General features: G+C 41.0%; 13 protein-coding genes. 9 read left to right on the top strand and 4 right to left on the bottom strand.

Translation table 11 applies throughout. From position 1 onward, the window contains the following. The first annotated feature begins 139 nt into the window (after window positions 1-139). From HXT57_RS04845 to HXT57_RS04805, 9 genes are all read left to right on the top strand, one after another. Window positions 140-1546: a CHAP domain-containing protein gene (locus HXT57_RS04845; RefSeq protein ID WP_012914380.1), complete on the top strand. Its 1407-nt coding sequence runs from the start codon at window positions 140-142 to the stop codon at window positions 1544-1546. 133 nt (window positions 1547-1679) lie between these two features. Further along, window positions 1680-2177 carry an SsrA-binding protein SmpB gene (smpB, locus tag HXT57_RS04840; protein WP_004107461.1) on the top strand — a complete coding sequence of 166 codons (498 nt, stop codon included), beginning with the start codon at window positions 1680-1682 and terminating at the stop codon, window positions 2175-2177. A 276-nt stretch (window positions 2178-2453) separates the two neighbouring features. Then, on the top strand, window positions 2454-3362 hold the full coding sequence (locus tag HXT57_RS04835; protein WP_004108432.1) for an ABC transporter substrate-binding protein: 909 nt from the start codon (window positions 2454-2456) through the stop codon (window positions 3360-3362). A gap of 144 nt (window positions 3363-3506) precedes the next feature. Then, entirely contained in the window at window positions 3507-4508 is a 1002-nt protein-coding gene (locus HXT57_RS04830) for an amino acid ABC transporter permease (protein WP_102155694.1), read from the top strand. Window positions 4509-4592: 84 nt separating this feature from the next. Continuing rightward, a complete protein-coding gene (locus HXT57_RS04825; RefSeq protein WP_116773689.1) occupies window positions 4593-5381 on the top strand; it encodes an amino acid ABC transporter ATP-binding protein in 789 nt (262 codons plus the stop codon). 95 nt (window positions 5382-5476) lie between these two features. Then, entirely contained in the window at window positions 5477-7384 is a 1908-nt protein-coding gene (gene glmS, locus HXT57_RS04820; RefSeq protein WP_076002970.1) for a glutamine--fructose-6-phosphate transaminase (isomerizing), read from the top strand. 46 nt (window positions 7385-7430) lie between these two features. After that, complete coding sequence (locus HXT57_RS04815) at window positions 7431-8861, top strand: ABC transporter substrate-binding protein (RefSeq protein WP_421783753.1); 1431 nt, start codon at window positions 7431-7433, stop codon at window positions 8859-8861. 182 nt (window positions 8862-9043) lie between these two features. Beyond that, entirely contained in the window at window positions 9044-9811 is a 768-nt protein-coding gene (locus tag HXT57_RS04810) for a type III pantothenate kinase (protein WP_004108421.1), read from the top strand. Between the two features lie 249 nt (window positions 9812-10060). Then, window positions 10061-13579: a BspA family leucine-rich repeat surface protein gene (locus HXT57_RS04805; RefSeq protein WP_415693681.1), complete on the top strand. Its 3519-nt coding sequence runs from the start codon at window positions 10061-10063 to the stop codon at window positions 13577-13579. A 139-nt stretch (window positions 13580-13718) separates the two neighbouring features. On the opposite strand, the gene HXT57_RS04800 is transcribed toward HXT57_RS04805, so the two are convergent. The 4 genes from HXT57_RS04800 to pdxS all read right to left on the bottom strand — a co-directional run bounded on the left by HXT57_RS04800 (window position 13719) and on the right by pdxS (window position 16130). Beyond that, a complete protein-coding gene (locus HXT57_RS04800) occupies window positions 13719-13997 on the bottom strand; it encodes a type II toxin-antitoxin system mRNA interferase toxin, RelE/StbE family (RefSeq protein ID WP_174182538.1) in 279 nt (92 codons plus the stop codon). A gap of 2 nt (window positions 13998-13999) precedes the next feature. Next, window positions 14000-14320, bottom strand: a complete 321-nt coding sequence (locus tag HXT57_RS04795) for a type II toxin-antitoxin system RelB/DinJ family antitoxin (RefSeq protein ID WP_050770715.1) — start codon at window positions 14318-14320, stop codon at window positions 14000-14002. Between the two features lie 380 nt (window positions 14321-14700). Next, a complete protein-coding gene (gene pdxT, locus HXT57_RS04790) occupies window positions 14701-15294 on the bottom strand; it encodes a pyridoxal 5'-phosphate synthase glutaminase subunit PdxT (protein ID WP_004108408.1) in 594 nt (197 codons plus the stop codon). Between the two features lie 2 nt (window positions 15295-15296). Continuing rightward, the gene (gene pdxS, locus HXT57_RS04785; protein WP_421783751.1) at window positions 15297-16130 is read right to left on the bottom strand and encodes a pyridoxal 5'-phosphate synthase lyase subunit PdxS; all 834 of its coding nucleotides are present in this window, start codon (window positions 16128-16130) and stop codon (window positions 15297-15299) included. Between the last annotated feature and the right edge of the window lie 512 nt (window positions 16131-16642).

The raw sequence follows: 16642 nt of genomic DNA, 5'->3' as shown, positions 1-16642 counted from the left end.
AATAATAGGTGCGTAATTATTTGCGTTATTTTCGCATGAGCATTGTGAAAGTAATATTTTAGAAGATTTGAAGTAGAAACTCGCGTGATTCCTTGCATTACGGTATAATTCGCAATAGTGATGTTGAAAGGGAAGTGATATGAGCGAAGATCGACATAGCATGTATGCAATTCGACGCACTCACACTGTAGTGAGTTTAATAGTTGCTATTTCAATGATGTTTGCTGGTGTTGCTGGTGCATTATTTAATGCGTCTACAGCAAGTGCTGTCAACATGAAGGAATATAGGCGCAAAATACAACGAAACGAGAATTTGAAGCACCAACTTGCTGGTGTAAGTAAACAACTTGCAAATAAGATCATTGAATTGAATGATTTAAATGAGCATAAAATTCCAAATCAAATACGAGCTGCTCAACAAGCAGAAGAGCAAGCTTCTCAGGCGCGCAGTCTTGTAGAATCAACGCAGCAGCGTCTAGAGTCTGCACAAAAAGATAAGCGTGATTTGGAAGAGAAAATTAAAAAAACTGGTGAAGATTTTGATGATGCTAAGGCTGCTGTAGCACAGCTTGCTCGTAAGAGTTTCCATGGTTCTCAGGCATCTAATGTTATGGATATTGTGACTAAATCAACTACTACAGAACAGTTTGTTGGAAAGTTACAATCCGAGGCTGCTGTTGCTAGAAGTGAAGCAAATGCTGCTAATGATGCTGCTATTAAGTTGAATACTTCTATGAATCGTCGTCAGCGTTTGGCTGCTATTGAAGCAGAAATAACCAAGTTAAAGCAGCAGGCGGATGTTCAAGCGCAAAGTGCTCAAATCGCTGCGAAAGCCGCCAATGATCGCAAAAAGTCCTTGCAAAGTTTGCGAGATCATGGTGAAGAGATTCGTAAGCAGCTGGAAGGTCAAAAGAGTAGTTTGACTTCTCAGTCTGCGCGTGAGGCTGCAGAAATTATAGCAATGAAATCGGCCATCGATGCTCAAGCGCGTGCTCTTGCTAATAAGTCATTCGCTAAAGCTGATCCGAATGCTGGTAATCGCCAGCAATTGAATGGAAGCTCTGGAAAGAATGTTTACCTTCCTCCGATGCAACTTTCTAATGGTGCTGCTAATGGTATGAATTATACTGTTCCTGGAAATTGCGCAGAAGGTTCTAAGTTCTGCTACGGGCATAATACTGGAAACACTGTTGGTGGTTCTGCTTATCCTGCTCGTCAATGCACGTTATGGGCTTATTTGCGTCGTTCGCAACTTGGTCTGCCAGTTGGCTCCTACATGGGTAATGGTGCTGAGTGGGCGAATACTGGTCGTAGGTTTGGATATTTAGTTAATAGAATTCCACATGTTGGTGCTGTTATGGTGTTTGCTCGCGGTCAACGCGTCGGCAACTGGAATGCTGATTGGCAATATGGACATGTTGCGGTTGTGGAACGTGTGAATGCTGATGGATCAGTTCTTATTTCTGAAGGTGGAACTGGTTTTTCGACATTCCCTGCTTATGAAACTATTTATAATCCAGGCGATTACGAGTATGTGCATTATTAAATATAAGCACTTCAAAGTTTTCAATTTGTTGAAATTGAAAACTTTGTAAGTTTACGACTTATTGTTCTTGCCATAAGATAGTAGTATCTTATGGCAAGTTTCTTTTGTGTGTGATGTGTACTGGAGGGGAATTATGGCAAATAAGCCTGCGCAAGATGGCACTGTTACTGTGGCACAAAACCGTAAAGCGCATCATGATTATGTAATTGAAGATTGTTATGAAGCAGGTCTTGCTCTTACTGGTACTGAAGTTAAGTCACTTCGCGAAGGGCGTGCTTCTTTAGCTGAATCATTTGTGAATATTGATCGTCGTGGTGAAATGTGGCTTGAAGGAGCAAATATTCCTGAATATTTAAACGGCACATGGAATAATCATGCTCCTAAGCGCAAGCGTAAGCTTCTGCTTCACGCTGCTGAGATTGCTAAGCTTTCTAGGCAAACTGAGGCGAAAGGCTACACTGTTGTGCCTTTGCGTTTGTATTTTAAGGGAAGCTACGTAAAAGTAGAAATTGCTTTAGCGCGCGGTAAAAAGGAATTTGATAAGCGTCAGGCTTTGCGTGAGGAGCAAGATAAGCGAGAGGCTTTGCGTGAAATGCGTTACCGTAATCTGCGTTCTCGTAGTATTGATTAAGAGTTGACGCTTCTTTTTTATGCGTTTGTGAAACACTTGCTTGCTTCGCACGTGATAAAAAGTGAGGCAATGCGACACGCACATATTATACATTATTGCGAATAATATGCAGTTTTTGTTTATGAAAAGCATAATTATTGTGCAGATGTACCGCATGAGTATCTTTGTATATTCAATAATCGTATAAAAGGCTGTTGAATTTGTAGGGTTATCGTGTATAGTTATACACATTAATGCAAATTATAGATTCTTAGTACATACATGAGGAGAAGAACTATGTTTAAATCTATGAAGCCTGTTGCTATTGTTGCATCTTTAGTAATGATTGGCAGTATTGCTGCATGTGGACCTGCTGATTCTAAAGAAGCAGACCCTGATGTTGCTCGTAGCTATGATGTAAGTCATGTGCAAAAAGATGATGCTGTTGCAGCCTTGGTACCAGCACCAGTTGCAAAAACAGGAGAGTTAACTGTTGGTGTAAACGTAAGTTATGCCCCTGCAGAATTCTTTGCTGCAGACGGTAAAACTCCTGTAGGTTACGAAATTGATTTTTCGAAGGCTCTTGCAAAGGTCATGGGCTTAAAAGCAAAAATTATGCATGCTCAGTTTGACTCAATTATTCCAGCAATAGGAAGCAAATATAATGTCGGTATTTCTGGTTTTACAGTAAATGCTGAACGTATGAAGTCTGTAGACTTTATTACTTATGCAAACGCAGGTTTGTCTTTTGAAGTGCGTAAGGGAAATCCTACTAAAGTAGATCCAAAGAACCTTTGTGGCAAGAAAGTAACTTTGGAAACTGGAACTGTTGGCGAACCTATTATGGAAGAAGCAAAGAAACAGTGCGCAGCTAAAGGAAATAAGCCTCTTGAAATCATGAGCTTCAAGGAGCAAACTGACGCAACTACCGCACTTCTTTCCGGTCGCGCTGATGTTATGTATGCAGATACTCCTGTTGCAGGTTACGCTTCAATTAAGAATCCTGGAAAGCTTGAAATTTTGGAAAACAGCAAGGATTCTGAACCAATGGGAGCGGCTGTTAAAAAGGGTGATGCAGCGATGCTGAAGGCTGTAAAAGCTGGCATTGATAAGCTTATGAAATCCGGCGTCTACAAGGATATCTTGAAGAAGTGGGGCGTTGAAGATGTTGCTATTGAAAAGTCTGTAGTTAATCCAAAACTATAAAACTTTAGCTATGAAACTTTAGCTATCAAATAATTGAATAATTATCTAAAATGATATTGTTAATCTGAGTCGTGATTGAATTCTCGGCTCAGATTGTTTCTTTACTTTGCTGTTTTTGTATAAACGTACTTATTGGAGCATATTTTGAATTCTTTAATTGGTAACTCTGCTAAGAGCAAGTCCGGAGTAACTAACTCTGAACGTATTTTGCCAGTAAAAAAGCCAGGACCTATTATTGCCGGAGTCATTGTAGCTGTAATAGCATGTTCGCTTCTTTACAGTATTATTACTAACCCTCGTTTTGAATGGCAAGTAGTCGGAATATATTTAATAAGCGATAACGTGCTTTCTGGTATTGGCTGGACGTTACTTCTTACGCTAATTGCTATGGTAATTTCAATCGTGTTTGCTGTAGGCTTAGCGATGATGCGCAAGTCAGTTAATCCTGTGCTTCGTGGCGTAAGTTGGTTCTTTATTTGGTTTTTCCGTGGTACTCCTGTTTATACGCAGCTTGTATTTTGGGGCATGTTTGCAGTGCTTGTGCCGAGAATTAGTATTGGCATTCCTTTTACTTCTGTAGAATTTTGGTCTATTGATTCTAATGTAATTATGACTTCTCTTACTGCTGCTGTAGTTGGTTTGTCTTTGAATGAATCCGCTTATTTGTCGGAAATCGTTCGAGCAGGATTGGAAGCCGTTGATAGTGGACAAGTTGAAGCTGCTAAGGCTCTTGGAATGGGTAGAGCTTTAACTATGAGGCGTGTAATTCTTCCTCAAGCAATGCGTATTATTGTTCCTCCGCTTGGTAACGAAACAATCGGTATGCTAAAAACGACTTCGTTAGTTCTTGCAGTTCCGTTTACTCTTGAATTGCAATTTGCTACAAATGCTATTGCTAACCGTATCTATAAACCAATTCCGCTTCTTCTTGTTGCGAGTATTTGGTATTTGATTATTACTTCCATTTTGATGGTTTTGCAATACATGCTCGAGAAGCATTTTGCTAAAGGTTTTGAAGCAAGAGATATTGTAAAGCATGCTCAACTTAATACTGATTCTGATCAGCGCGGCGATCAATCATTAGATGCTAAACGGAAAAATGTTAAAGGACGAAATGATGCTGCTATGCTCGGATTTAATGCTTAAATAAGCGCATAATAGCTTAAATTTTAATATTTTTCTTTGTAAACTTTAAATTTTGCATGAAACAAACAAATTGGATGTGAATAAATGGTAGAAGCAAAATCTAATCTTCCTGCGGTTGCTATTAGCGATGTGCAAAAATCTTTCGGTCAATTGCATGTACTTAACGGTATTAATATGACAGTGAACCCAGGTAGTGTAACAGTTATTTTGGGTCCGTCCGGTTCAGGAAAATCGACATTATTGCGTTTAATTAATCAACTAGAAACTTTGACTGCAGGAAGTATAAGTATTTATGGCGAGCGCATCGGTGTAAAGCAAGTAATGCATAAAGGTGAGAGATGTCTGCAGGCTCTTAACGACAAAGAAATTGCTCAACAGCGTGCGAAGCTTGGCATGGTATTCCAGCGTTTTAATTTATTCCCTCATATGACGGCTTTAGAAAACGTTATGGAAGCTCCTATTCATGTTATGCATATGGAAGCTCAAGAAGCGCGCGATTTAGCTATTGAAGAACTAAAGCGAGTTGGCATGGATGAGCGTATGAACCATTATCCTGCAGAACTTTCAGGCGGTCAGCAGCAGCGCGTTGCAATTGCTCGCGCTCTTGCTATGAAACCGGAAATTATGCTATTTGACGAGCCAACATCTGCGCTAGATCCAGAGCTTGTAGGTGAAGTGTTAACCGTTATGCGAAATCTTGCTAAAGATGGCATGACTATGATTGTAGTAACTCACGAAATTGGTTTTGCGCGTGAGGTTGCAGATCAGGTTGTGTTTATGGATGGCGGTGTCATAGTTGAGCAGGGTAGTGCAGATATTATTACTAGTCCGCAAACTGATCGTTTTAAAGATTTCCTAAATCACGTATTGTAATTTACGTAAGAAATGTATCTTATTTATGTAGTTTTGCGTAGTTTTTGTGTGCTTCTCTGGCGTGCACTCGCTCGCATAACGTACAATAGAAGATTATGTGTGGCATTGTAGGATACGCAGGTTTTGGAAAAGTTTGTGCAAAACCTTTAGAAGTTTGTTTAGGTGGGTTAGAGCGTCTAGAATATCGCGGATATGACTCTTCGGGCGTAGCTTTAGTTGCTCCTGGGATGAAATGTGCGACTGTGCGAAAGAAAGCTGGTCGTTTATCTGTTCTTCGCAACGATATTGATGCAAATCCTATGCCTGAGGCGAGTGCAGCTATTGGTCATACTCGTTGGGCTACTAATGGTGCTCCTTGTGACATTAATGCGCATCCTCATATTAGTGCAGATGGCAAAATCGCGCTTATTCATAATGGCATTATTGAAAATGCTGTTGTATTAAAAGAGCAGCTTCACGAAGAAGGATACGAATTTTCTTCTCAAACAGATACTGAAGTTGCTGCAAAATTACTTGGTAAAATTGCGAATGATATTGTAGACGAAACTGGCAAGCCGGATTTATTTACAGCTCTTCGTCGTACTGCAAAAATGTTAAAAGGAGCTTTCACATTACTTGCTGTTGACGTTCGTCAGCCAGGTATTGTGGCTGCTGTTCGTCACGATTCGCCGTTGGTTGTAGGTCTTGGAGACGGTGAATATTTCCTTGGCTCTGACGTTGCAGCTTTTGTAGCTTATACGGATCGCGTTTTGGAAGTTGGTCAAGATCAAGCTGTGTGCATTGGAGATGTAGATGGCAGCGGCAAAGCATCTTTGCTTCTAACTGATTTTGACAATAATATTGTTGAAAATCCTACTTGTTTTACAGTTGACTGGGATGCGTCTGCTGTAGAAAAAGGCGGTTGGGATTCCTTTATGGATAAGGAAATTCATGAGGATCCGCATGCTGTCGCTGACACTTTGCGCGGGCGTTTTGACGCTCAGGGAAATATTGTTCTTGACGAAGTTCATATTAGCCAAGACGTGTTGCGCGCAATTGACAAAATTATTGTTGTTGCTTGCGGAACTGCAAGTTATGCCGGATTGGTTGCAAAATATGCTATTGAGCATTGGGTTCGTGTGCCTGTAGAAGTTGAATTAGCGCACGAGTTTCGCTACCGTGACCCTATTTTGACGCATCGAACATTGGTGGTTGCAATATCGCAGTCTGGCGAAACAATGGACACTCTTATGGCTTTGCGTCACGCGCGCGAGCAGGGAAGTAGGGTTCTTGCAATTTGCAATACGCAAGGTTCTAGCATTCCGCGCGAATCTGATGCAGTTCTTTACACGCATGCAGGTCCCGAAATAGCAGTTGCATCTACTAAAGCTTTTGTTGCGCAAATAGTTGCAGCTTATATGCTTGGTCTGTTTTTGGCGCAAGTAAAAGGCACTATGTATCGCGACGAAATTCAGCAAATCGTTGCGCAATTAAAAGAGATGCCGGATAAAATTCAGCATGTACTTGATACACAATCTGAATCAATTATGAAAGCTGCTGAGCATACTCTGGAAGCTAAATCTTTCCTTTTCTTAGGTCGACATGTTGGCTATCCTGTTGCGCTAGAAGGTGCGTTGAAGCTTAAGGAAATTGCGTATACCTTTACTGAAGGTTTTGCTGCAGGTGAGCTTAAGCACGGTCCTATTGCGCTTGTAGATGAAGGTGAGCCGGTAGTTGTGATTGTGCCATCTTCTCGCGGTCGTGATGTGCTTCATGCGAAAGTTATTTCTGGAATTGAAGAAGTTAAAGCGCGCGGAGCTTTCACTATAGCTGTTGCAGAAGAGGGTGATCCAGATGCTTCTCGCTATGCAGATATTGTGTTCTGGCGTCCTAAATGTGCAACTTTGCTAAGTCCTCTTGTAGATGTAGTTGCATTGCAATTATTTGCAATGGATATGGCAAAGTTAAAAGGTTATGATGTTGATAAGCCTCGTAATCTTGCAAAGTCTGTAACTGTTGAGTAAGCGCATAACAACGTTGAGTAACACAAAGTAACGGATGGCAAATCTTATGTCTGCATTTGCAAGAATTTTGCAACAACGCAATCATTTTGGACGCTTGCTTTTTTCGATACTTTGTGTTTTTTCTTTGCTATTTTCTTGCGGATGCGGAACTAAAGATTCTAGAACTCAAATTAGTGTTTGGTCTTGGGAACCAAGCATGAAACGACTTGCTGAAGAATTTGAACTACATAATCCGGATGTTCACGTAACTGTAAAGGATACTAGCGGATATAGCAATCTTAATAGCGCTATTCAAGATGGCTATGGTATGCCAGATGTTGTTCAATTAGAATATTTTGCTCTTCCGCAATATGCGGTAAGTGGACAGCTTTTAGATATTACTGATCGTGTGAAAAATACTCGCACTTTCTATACTCCTGGAACATGGTCTTCTGTGCAACTTGGTGGACGTGTTTACGGTTTACCAATGGATTCTGGCCCAATGGCTTGGTTTTATAATGATGACGTATTTAAGCAGGCTGGTGTAGATGCCACAAAAATACACACTTGGGAAGATTACCGTCATGCTGCTCGTAAGCTTAAAGATATCGGTGTGTATATTGCAGCAGACTCAGGTGACGCAAGTTTTTATAACGCTATGATTTGGCTTGCAGGTGGACACCCGTTTATGACTTCTCATGATGGGAAAACAGTTACTGTTAGATTGAGTAAAGATAAGGGTACTGAAGAGTTCACAAAGTTCTGGCAATCAATGATTGATGAAGGATTGATTGACATTAGAACTAGAACTTGGAGTCAACGTTGGAAGAACGGTGTTGGAGCTGGCAAGATTGCTTCTGTTTTCTCAGGAGCCTGGATGCCGTCTTTGCTGCTGGAAAATGTGCCTGGAACTGCAGGATTATGGAAGGTAACGAATGTGCCAACTATGCACGGAGAAAAGCGTAATGCAGAAATGGGCGGTTCTTCGTTATCTGTGCTTAAATCGAGTCGTAAGCCTGAAGCAGCAATGCGATTTGTGAATTTTGTATGCCATGATATGCATGGAATTCGTACTCGTGTCAATGGTGGAGCGTTTCCTGCAGATGTTGTTACGCTTAGAGATAAGTCATTTTTAGATAGAGCTACTATTCGTGATTCACGAGGCATTGATATACCTTATTTTGGCGGTCAGAAGTTTAATCGTGTATTTGCAGATGCTGCTAATCGCGTGGATACGGGATACAGGTATTTACCTTTTGAAGTGTACTCGCGAAGTGATTTTAGAGCAACTATGGGTCAAGCATATGACTGGAGTGTTAAATCTTTAGCTAGATTAAACGTGCAAGCCATGATTGATGCTGGTGTTACTCAAGATGATGGAAGTAAATTGTGGCTTCCAGATGATCCTGGTAAACGTATTTCTTTAAAAGATGGTCTTTTATTGTGGGAAAAAGATCTTCAAGAATATGGTTACAATCAAGGATTTGTAGTTAGATAATTTCGTAACTTATTACAATTAAGTGATTTCGTAAAAGCAGCTTAATTTTGCGTAAAAGTAAGATTATTAACAAAAGTAGTATAAATACAATAGGATAGTATACATACACATACAATACGTGCGCACGTGATTGCAGATTAACTTAATTAATCCGTAAATGCCAATATAGGAAGTAGACACACATGTTATTAGCAGTAGACATTGGTAATACGAATATTGTGCTGGGTTTTTTGGAAAATAACCGAATTGTTGGCACTTATCGTATGACAACAAAGTCTAATCATACATCAGACGAGTATGGCATTATGATTGCGCAATTTTTGCATTTAAGCGGATTTACAATAAACGATGTTGAAGATGTTATCGTTGCTTCTGTTGTGCCGAAAGTTATGCATTCATTCCGCGCTAGTATTATCAAATTTCTTCATATTGATCCTATGATTGTAGGGCCTGGTGTTAAAACCGGTATGAATATTCGTATTGATGAGCCAAGAACTCTTGGCGCGGATTGTTTAGCTGATTGCGTTGGTGCGTTTAGTGAGTATGGAGGATCTGTACTAGTTATTGATTTTGGTACGGCAACAACTTACAACTATATAGATAAAAGTGGTGCTATTACTTGCGGACTTATTTGCACAGGTATTCGTACTGCAGCTGCGGCACTTTGGGATAACACGGCTCAGCTTCCAGAAGTGGAAATAGCTAGACCGCAGTCTGTTCTTGCAAAATCTACTAAACTCGCAATGCAAGCTGGATTATATTACAGCTTCTTGGGTGGAATTGAGCGCACAATAGAACAGTTTAAGACGGAGATTGGTGAGCCGTTTAAGGTAATTGCTACTGGCGGATTGGGTAGATTGTTTGAAAAAGACGTGAAAACGATTGACTTTTACGATCCTGACTTGATTTTCAAAGGTATGGCTGAAATTTATAAGCGCAACCTGCGGTAATGTAATGCGAATTTGCTGTTGCGGATATTCGTCATAGCGATTTCGTTTGTTGCGGCGATTTGTTATAAAAATTTGCTGTATAAATTTGTTATTAGTAAGTTGTTATACCAATTTTTCGCATTTGGGCGTATACTATGAATAGTTATGTGTAAAGATTGCGTTCGCCGGTGAACTTTCTTTGATGCGCACTTGTTTTTTGTGTACCGCTTATACGCCGGTAGGGGATTTGCTCACATGAGAGGAAGATTGATGAAGGAGAGAAGGAGAGATTGTATTCTCTCGACAATTGGTGCCGTTTCATGCGTAGTTTCTATGATTTTAAGCGTAACTGTGTTGCCTGCGATAGCTTATGCCAACGTAACGAAGAATCCATTGTTTGCTGCTGTTTTGGCTGCTGCTGCCGAGAATAATAGGGGTCAAAATAAGTCGGGTGAAGGTGGAGCTGGTAAAGAAGTTAAAGGGGATAAGGCTAAAGAGGTAGATAAAAAAGAAGGTAAGAGAAATGATGGGGCAGCTAATGGGGAAGCTAATGGGGAAGCTGGTAATGAATCTAATGGGGGGGGGTCTGTAGATAACAGCAATGCTGGCAAAGATGCCAGTAAAATTGCTGGAAAAGGTGCTGGCAAAGATGCCAGTAAAGATGCTGTAAAATCTGGTAAATCTGACAAAAATGCTGACAAAGCTTCTAAAAAAGATAGCAAAGACGCTAACAAAGCTAAGGGCAAAGATCGCAGCACTGGTGATGGTGAGAAATTAAGCCTAGAAGAAGTTAAAAAGCTTCCTGCTTGCGTGGTTCATTATCTTCCAGACAACTTCCCTGATACAGTTCTATTCCGCCCTAAATCTGGTTCTGGAAATGCGTGTGCTATTAGTGCTGATGGGCTATCTAGTAATTTTAATAGTATTCGAAAAGCAATTTCAAATCTCAATAATGATGGCACTGGCTCAGTTGATTTTTATGGTGCAGAAGTGTATGCGTATGGGAGTCTGTCCAAGAAAGGTGTGGGTCTTTTTTCAGGGAAAAATATTAGTAGCATTGGTAACATTGACAAGTTTGATGTAAGTAACGTTACAGACATGTCTTATCTATTTAAGGATTCCTCATTAACTGATTTTAGTTTTTTGAGCGGTTGGGATGTGAGCAAGGTTACGAATATGGAGGGCATGTTCGAGGGGTGCACTGGTTTAGAAGATATTAGCGGTTTGGCTAATTGGAAGGTTGACAATGTTACGAATATGGAGGGCATGTTCGAGGGGTGCACTAGTCTGAAATCTCTTAAAGGGTTGGAAGATTGGGATGTGAGCAATGTTAGAAGTATGTCTGGAATGTTCGCGTCTGTTATTAAGGACCAAGATCAACATGATGCTTTGAATCCAGTAGTCGGGTATGCAGGTGAGATGGCGATTGCTTCGGTTAAATCTTTAAGTAAGTGGAAGACTGGCAATGTTAAGAACATGAACAGAATGTTTGAGGGTTGCACCAAGATAACAGATTTTGACGGTTTGAAAAGCTGGAATACTGAAAACGTTTCAGCAATGATCGGTATGTTCGAATACTGCAAGAGTATGAGTTCGCTTGGATTTTTGAGTGGTTGGGATGTTAGAAATGTTACAGATATGAGGGCAATGTTTGCGCTGTGCAGCAACATTGGAAGTACTGAAGGCTTGGGAGAGTGGAATGTTAGTAACGTTAAAAAAATGGATGACATGTTTGTATATTGCTCTAAGCTTAAAAATATCGAAGATTTAGCTAATTGGAATACAAAAGATAAGAGCAGTACAAGCGCATTAACTAGCACGTTTAGAATGTTCTCTAATTGCAGTTTTCTTACTAAACTTGATCCTTTGAAAGATTGGGATGTTAGCAGTGTTGAGAACATGAGCAGCATGTTTAACACTTGCGGCAGTCTTACTAGTCTTGATCCTTTGAAAGATTGGGATGTTAGCAGTGTTGAGAAGATGAGCGACATGTTCAGTAATTGTGGTAGTTTAACTAGTCTTCAACCTTTGAGCAGCTGGAATGTTGGCAGTGTTACGGACATGAGCAGCATGTTTAGCTATTGTACTAACTTGAGTAATCTTAGCGGTCTAGAAAAGTGGAATGTTGGCAGTGTTACGGACATGAGCAGCATGTTTAACAATTGTACTAACTTGAGTAATCTTAAAAGTCTAGAAAAGTGGAATGTTGGCAGTGTTAAGAACATGAGCAGCATGTTCTCCAATTGCTACTTTGAGCATATAAACCATGAAGGTGATGTAGTAGAAATAACAGGGTTGGCTGATATAAGTGCATTGAGCGGCTGGAATGTTGGCAGTGTAACGAATATGTTTAGCATGTTCAGTGGTTGTACTCGCTTGGGTAATCTTAAAGGTCTAGAAGGGTGGAATGTTAGCAATGTTACGGATATGTCTAGCATGTTTTCTGATTGCAAAAAACTTACCGGCGCTGCGGATTTAAGCAAGTGGGATATTTCAAAAGTTACGAATCTTAGTTCGATGTTTTCCAATGCAGGAGCAGAAAGTGGCGACAGTCTTATATTAGATTTCAGCAATAAGAACTTTACAAAACCTACTAATTCTGAGTCTACTACTGTTTCTGTTGATGGTATGTTTGGTGGTTTTAAAGGCACGTTGATTGCGAATAATTTGCAGTCTAGTGGTTTTGAGAATAATCCTGAGGATGATCCTATCAAAAGTCATTTTGCTGATGGCGAAATATTCTCCCTCGATGAGAATGGTCACAGCGATAATATAGTCGTAACTAATAATGTTACGATTTTAGATACAATTTCAAACAATGATGATCTTAAAAATATTGCATACTACATTCCTGTTAAAGCCAAGCTAATGGAGCCTGGCGATATAAAAAATGACAATATGACATGTGATTGCAATAGAGATTCGGGTGGCACTACTTATACTTACTATATTCCTGCACTGTATAATTCGAGTAATTTAGAGAAGAAACAGGATGAAAAATCGCAGGATTATGCGTACAGAATTGTAAAAAATAGTTTCGCTTCAAAGTTTAGAAGTGCTATAGATTCTCAATCGGGCGAAGTTATTGGTGGTGAGGAACCTGGTGGTGAACCTGGTGGTGATGAACCTGGCGGAGATGAACCTGGTGAAGGTGAAGGTGGCGATAAATCAGGTGGTGATACTGATACTGGCTCGCGTAGTGCAACGTTGAAATCGCGTGTAAAGAAACTGCGATCCGCAAGGAAATTGCGATCTGTAAGAGATGGCGATGATGAAGATGAAAATCCTGAACCTGAGCCTGACGAAAAACAGGGTAATACTTATAAAATCATGTTTAAGAAGTCAAGCGAAGGTGGTTGCACTTGGACAGAACTTGGCGATGGTGATGGTGCTGTGCCTGTTAGTAATCCAATTTCGCCTTTAGTGTTCTTTACTACGACGTACTATTTGGAGACATTTGTTCAGCCAGTGCCTTTGCCGCATACTGGCGGCCAGTCGGCTATTATGTTCACGTTCTTGTCTATTGGACTGTTCTCAATATTTGCGGTTGCTGGGGCGTTCGGTCGTCATGGTTGGGTTGCGTCTGTGCTCTCTGGCACTGCTTTGACTGGGTTTGCGAAGGCTTTTGGCGGCGGCGCGCTCGATATTGCAGCTGGCTTTAAGCACTGCTTCGCGCATCCTGTTGTAAGTGGCTCGATGATTAAATCTGCTGTAAGTGCGGCAACCGGCTTCTTTGCTCGGTTCCGAAGTGACGATTCCACCTTCGGCAAGCACACTAAACAGCGCTAAATCGCAGCGCACGCAAAACACAACCGAATTCCCAATGAACTACCACACAAATCTGTCCTGCCTTCGTCAATTGAGACTAAGGCAGACCTCGCTTGCGTTGAAAGCACACTGTGATTTCAACGCTTAGCAACTCGCAGTGCTACTCGTTGAATACGTCTGAGTGTGTTCCCGTGCGAGATGCTGTTAGAACAAGCTCGTTTTCCTTAATTATGTAAATCAATAGCCAGTCTGATTTTACATGGCATTCACGGAAGCCTAAATATTTTCCTTTAAGAGGATGATCTTGGTACGTTTCGTCAAGAATCTCTTCGTTGCGCAACTTATCAAGTAGTATATTAACAAGATGTGTATCGTATCCGCGCTTTCTGATTCTCTTCATGTCTTTTTTAAACTGTGAAGTGTATGTCAAAGTAAGCATAATTAATCTTCCTTAAAAACGTCGTCCATCATCTCGGATACTGAGTTATAGCGTTTTGCTGGAACTTTTCCGGATAGAATATCATTTGCTTCCTTAAACGCGGCGATTGTTTCTTTATTGTATTTTGGCTGTTTTAAGTCGAATGGGAGTCCTTCTACCATAAGTGATTTGTGTAAGAACATGTTTATTGCTTCGCTAAGAGTTATGCCGAAGCTGGCGAATAATTCTTCTGCCTGCGCTTTAACATCCTTGGTGACGCGTACGTTGATGCTCGCGGTTTTCGCTGCAGTGTTTGATTTCGTTGCTGTTGCGCTGATTGCCATAATATGCTTCCTTGATTTTATACTTATAATTTTTGCTTCTATAAGCGCGTTAGTTTTCTTGACTCATTAATTTTGTTTAATTTTGATTTGTTTTTCTAGCTTTTTGTGATATTCAGCTATCAACTTTTATTACATTCTACAATGTGTTACACTGTTTTACAATATTATATAAACGTTTTACTTTGTATTACGATTGCATTACGTTTACCGCATGTATACGTTTACTATGTAAATTACATAAAATTCAAAGTTTTTGACGTCCGCGTTAAAAAAGTGTGTTGTTATTGCAGATTGCGTTCTGCGTGAGTAACGAAAAACAGCCAACGCTCGCGCGAGCGTTGGCTGTTTTATGGGACATTTGCCGGAGTTACGAATCCAATTTACAAATCCAGGAAAAGCTGATGGATTCGCGTATCGTTGTCAAGCTCCGGGTGGAAGGATGTGCCGATTTGCTTTCCTTGGCGCGCGGCGACAACATGACCTTCTACAGTTGCAAGAGCTTTGGCATTAGAGCCTACTTCTGCAATGTAAGGTGCGCGAATAAACGTCATCGGCACATTGCCTAGCTCACCAAACTCAGCCTCGCAATGGAAGCTTCCGAGCTGACGTCCGTAAGCATTGCGCTTAACTGTTACGTCTAAAGTGCCAAAACCGTTTACTTCGTCACCTTCCACGTTTTTCGCAAGCAAAATCAAACCTGCGCAAGTGCCAAGAACAGGCATTCCTCCTGCAATGCGCTCACGCAAAGGTTCGAGCATATTTTGCTCACGAAGAAGCTTAGCTTGCACAGTGCTTTCGCCGCCCGGAAGTACTAAGCGGTCAAAAGACTGCTCCAAGTCGCGCGCTTGACGAAGTTCAATAACGTGTGCGCCTAATTTTTCAAGCATTAAGCGATGTTCAAGAAAAGCACCTTGAACAGCTAAAACTGCTACAGTATGAGCGGAGTTATCAGTATTGGTAGGTGAGTTTGACAAAATTACTCGCCTCGCTCAGCCATTAAAAGCTTGATTTCCTGCTCGTTAATGCCAACCATAGCTTCGCCCAAGTTTTCGGAAAGCTTAGCAATCATCTTGGCGTCCTTGTAATTAGTTACAGCTTTAACGATTGCTGCAGCACGCTTTGCTGGGTCTCCAGACTTAAAGATACCGGAGCCAACGAATACGCCTTCGGCACCAAGCTGCATCATTAAAGCAGTGTCGGCTGGGGTAGCAACGCCGCCGGCTGCGAAGTTAACAACAGGGAGCTTGCCGTTTTGTGCAACGTATTTTACGAGTTCGAAAGGCACGCGCAAATTTTTGGCTTCTTCAAAAAGCTCATCCTCGCGCATGCTTGTAAGCTTACGAATTGCGGAATTCATCATGCGCATGTGACGCACAGCTTGAATCACGTCTCCAGTTCCTGGCTCGCCCTTAGTGCGAATCATGGAAGCGCCTTCGTTGATTCTGCGCAAAGCTTCACCCAAATCCTTAGCGCCGCAAACGAAAGGCACAGCAAAATCGCGCTTATTGATGTGATACACGTCGTCGGCTGGAGAAAGCACTTCGCTTTCGTCGATGTAGTCGATCTCGATAGCCTCAAGCACTTGTGCTTCAACAAAGTGACCGATACGGCATTTTGCCATAACAGGAATAGACACAGCCTCTTGAATGCCGTGGATCATAGCCGGGTCGCTCATACGAGAAACGCCGCCTGCTGCACGAATATCGGCAGGAATACGCTCCAAAGCCATAACTGCGCATGCGCCAGAATCTTCAGCAATTCGTGCCTGCTCTGGGGTGGTGACGTCCATAATCACGCCGCCTTTAAGCATTTGTGCCAGTTGACGGTTCAATGCTGTACGGTCTTCGCCGCTTTTATTTTGCGGATCCGAGGATTCGTTCACAGTTACCGTAGTATTCAAGTTCTCAGCCATCATTCCTCGCTTTAGTTTTAACATATGAGATACGTGTATGCATCTTAATATTTCGTGAATTTGCGCGCTTCTACGCTGTAATCTTATGTCGATTATTGCGTACGTTTGCAAGTTTACGTTCTGTTGGAATTTAACCACATTCGTAGGATATATCTCATATGTATTGGTATAAAAATATTACAAAAATATACAAAATATGATTTGATTTTTTGGACGCGCCATAGGTGAGACTGGCTTGTCAATCGACTACGATTAGTAATGCAGTCGACTTGTATTTGGGTTTATGTGGTATGCAAATAGTTATGTTTGCAAATGTGCATTTCCAATAAAGCGGCGAGCTATAAGACAAAAATAAATAAAGAATAAATAAAGAATAAATAAAAAATAAATAAAAAATAAATAATAACAAA

This window comes from Gardnerella sp. KA00771 (assembly GCF_049244045.1).
GTDB lineage: Bacteria > Actinomycetota > Actinomycetes > Actinomycetales > Bifidobacteriaceae > Bifidobacterium > Bifidobacterium swidsinskii.
Note: the sequence above shows the minus strand (reverse complement) of the source record. Positions and strands in the feature narration are given on the sequence as shown.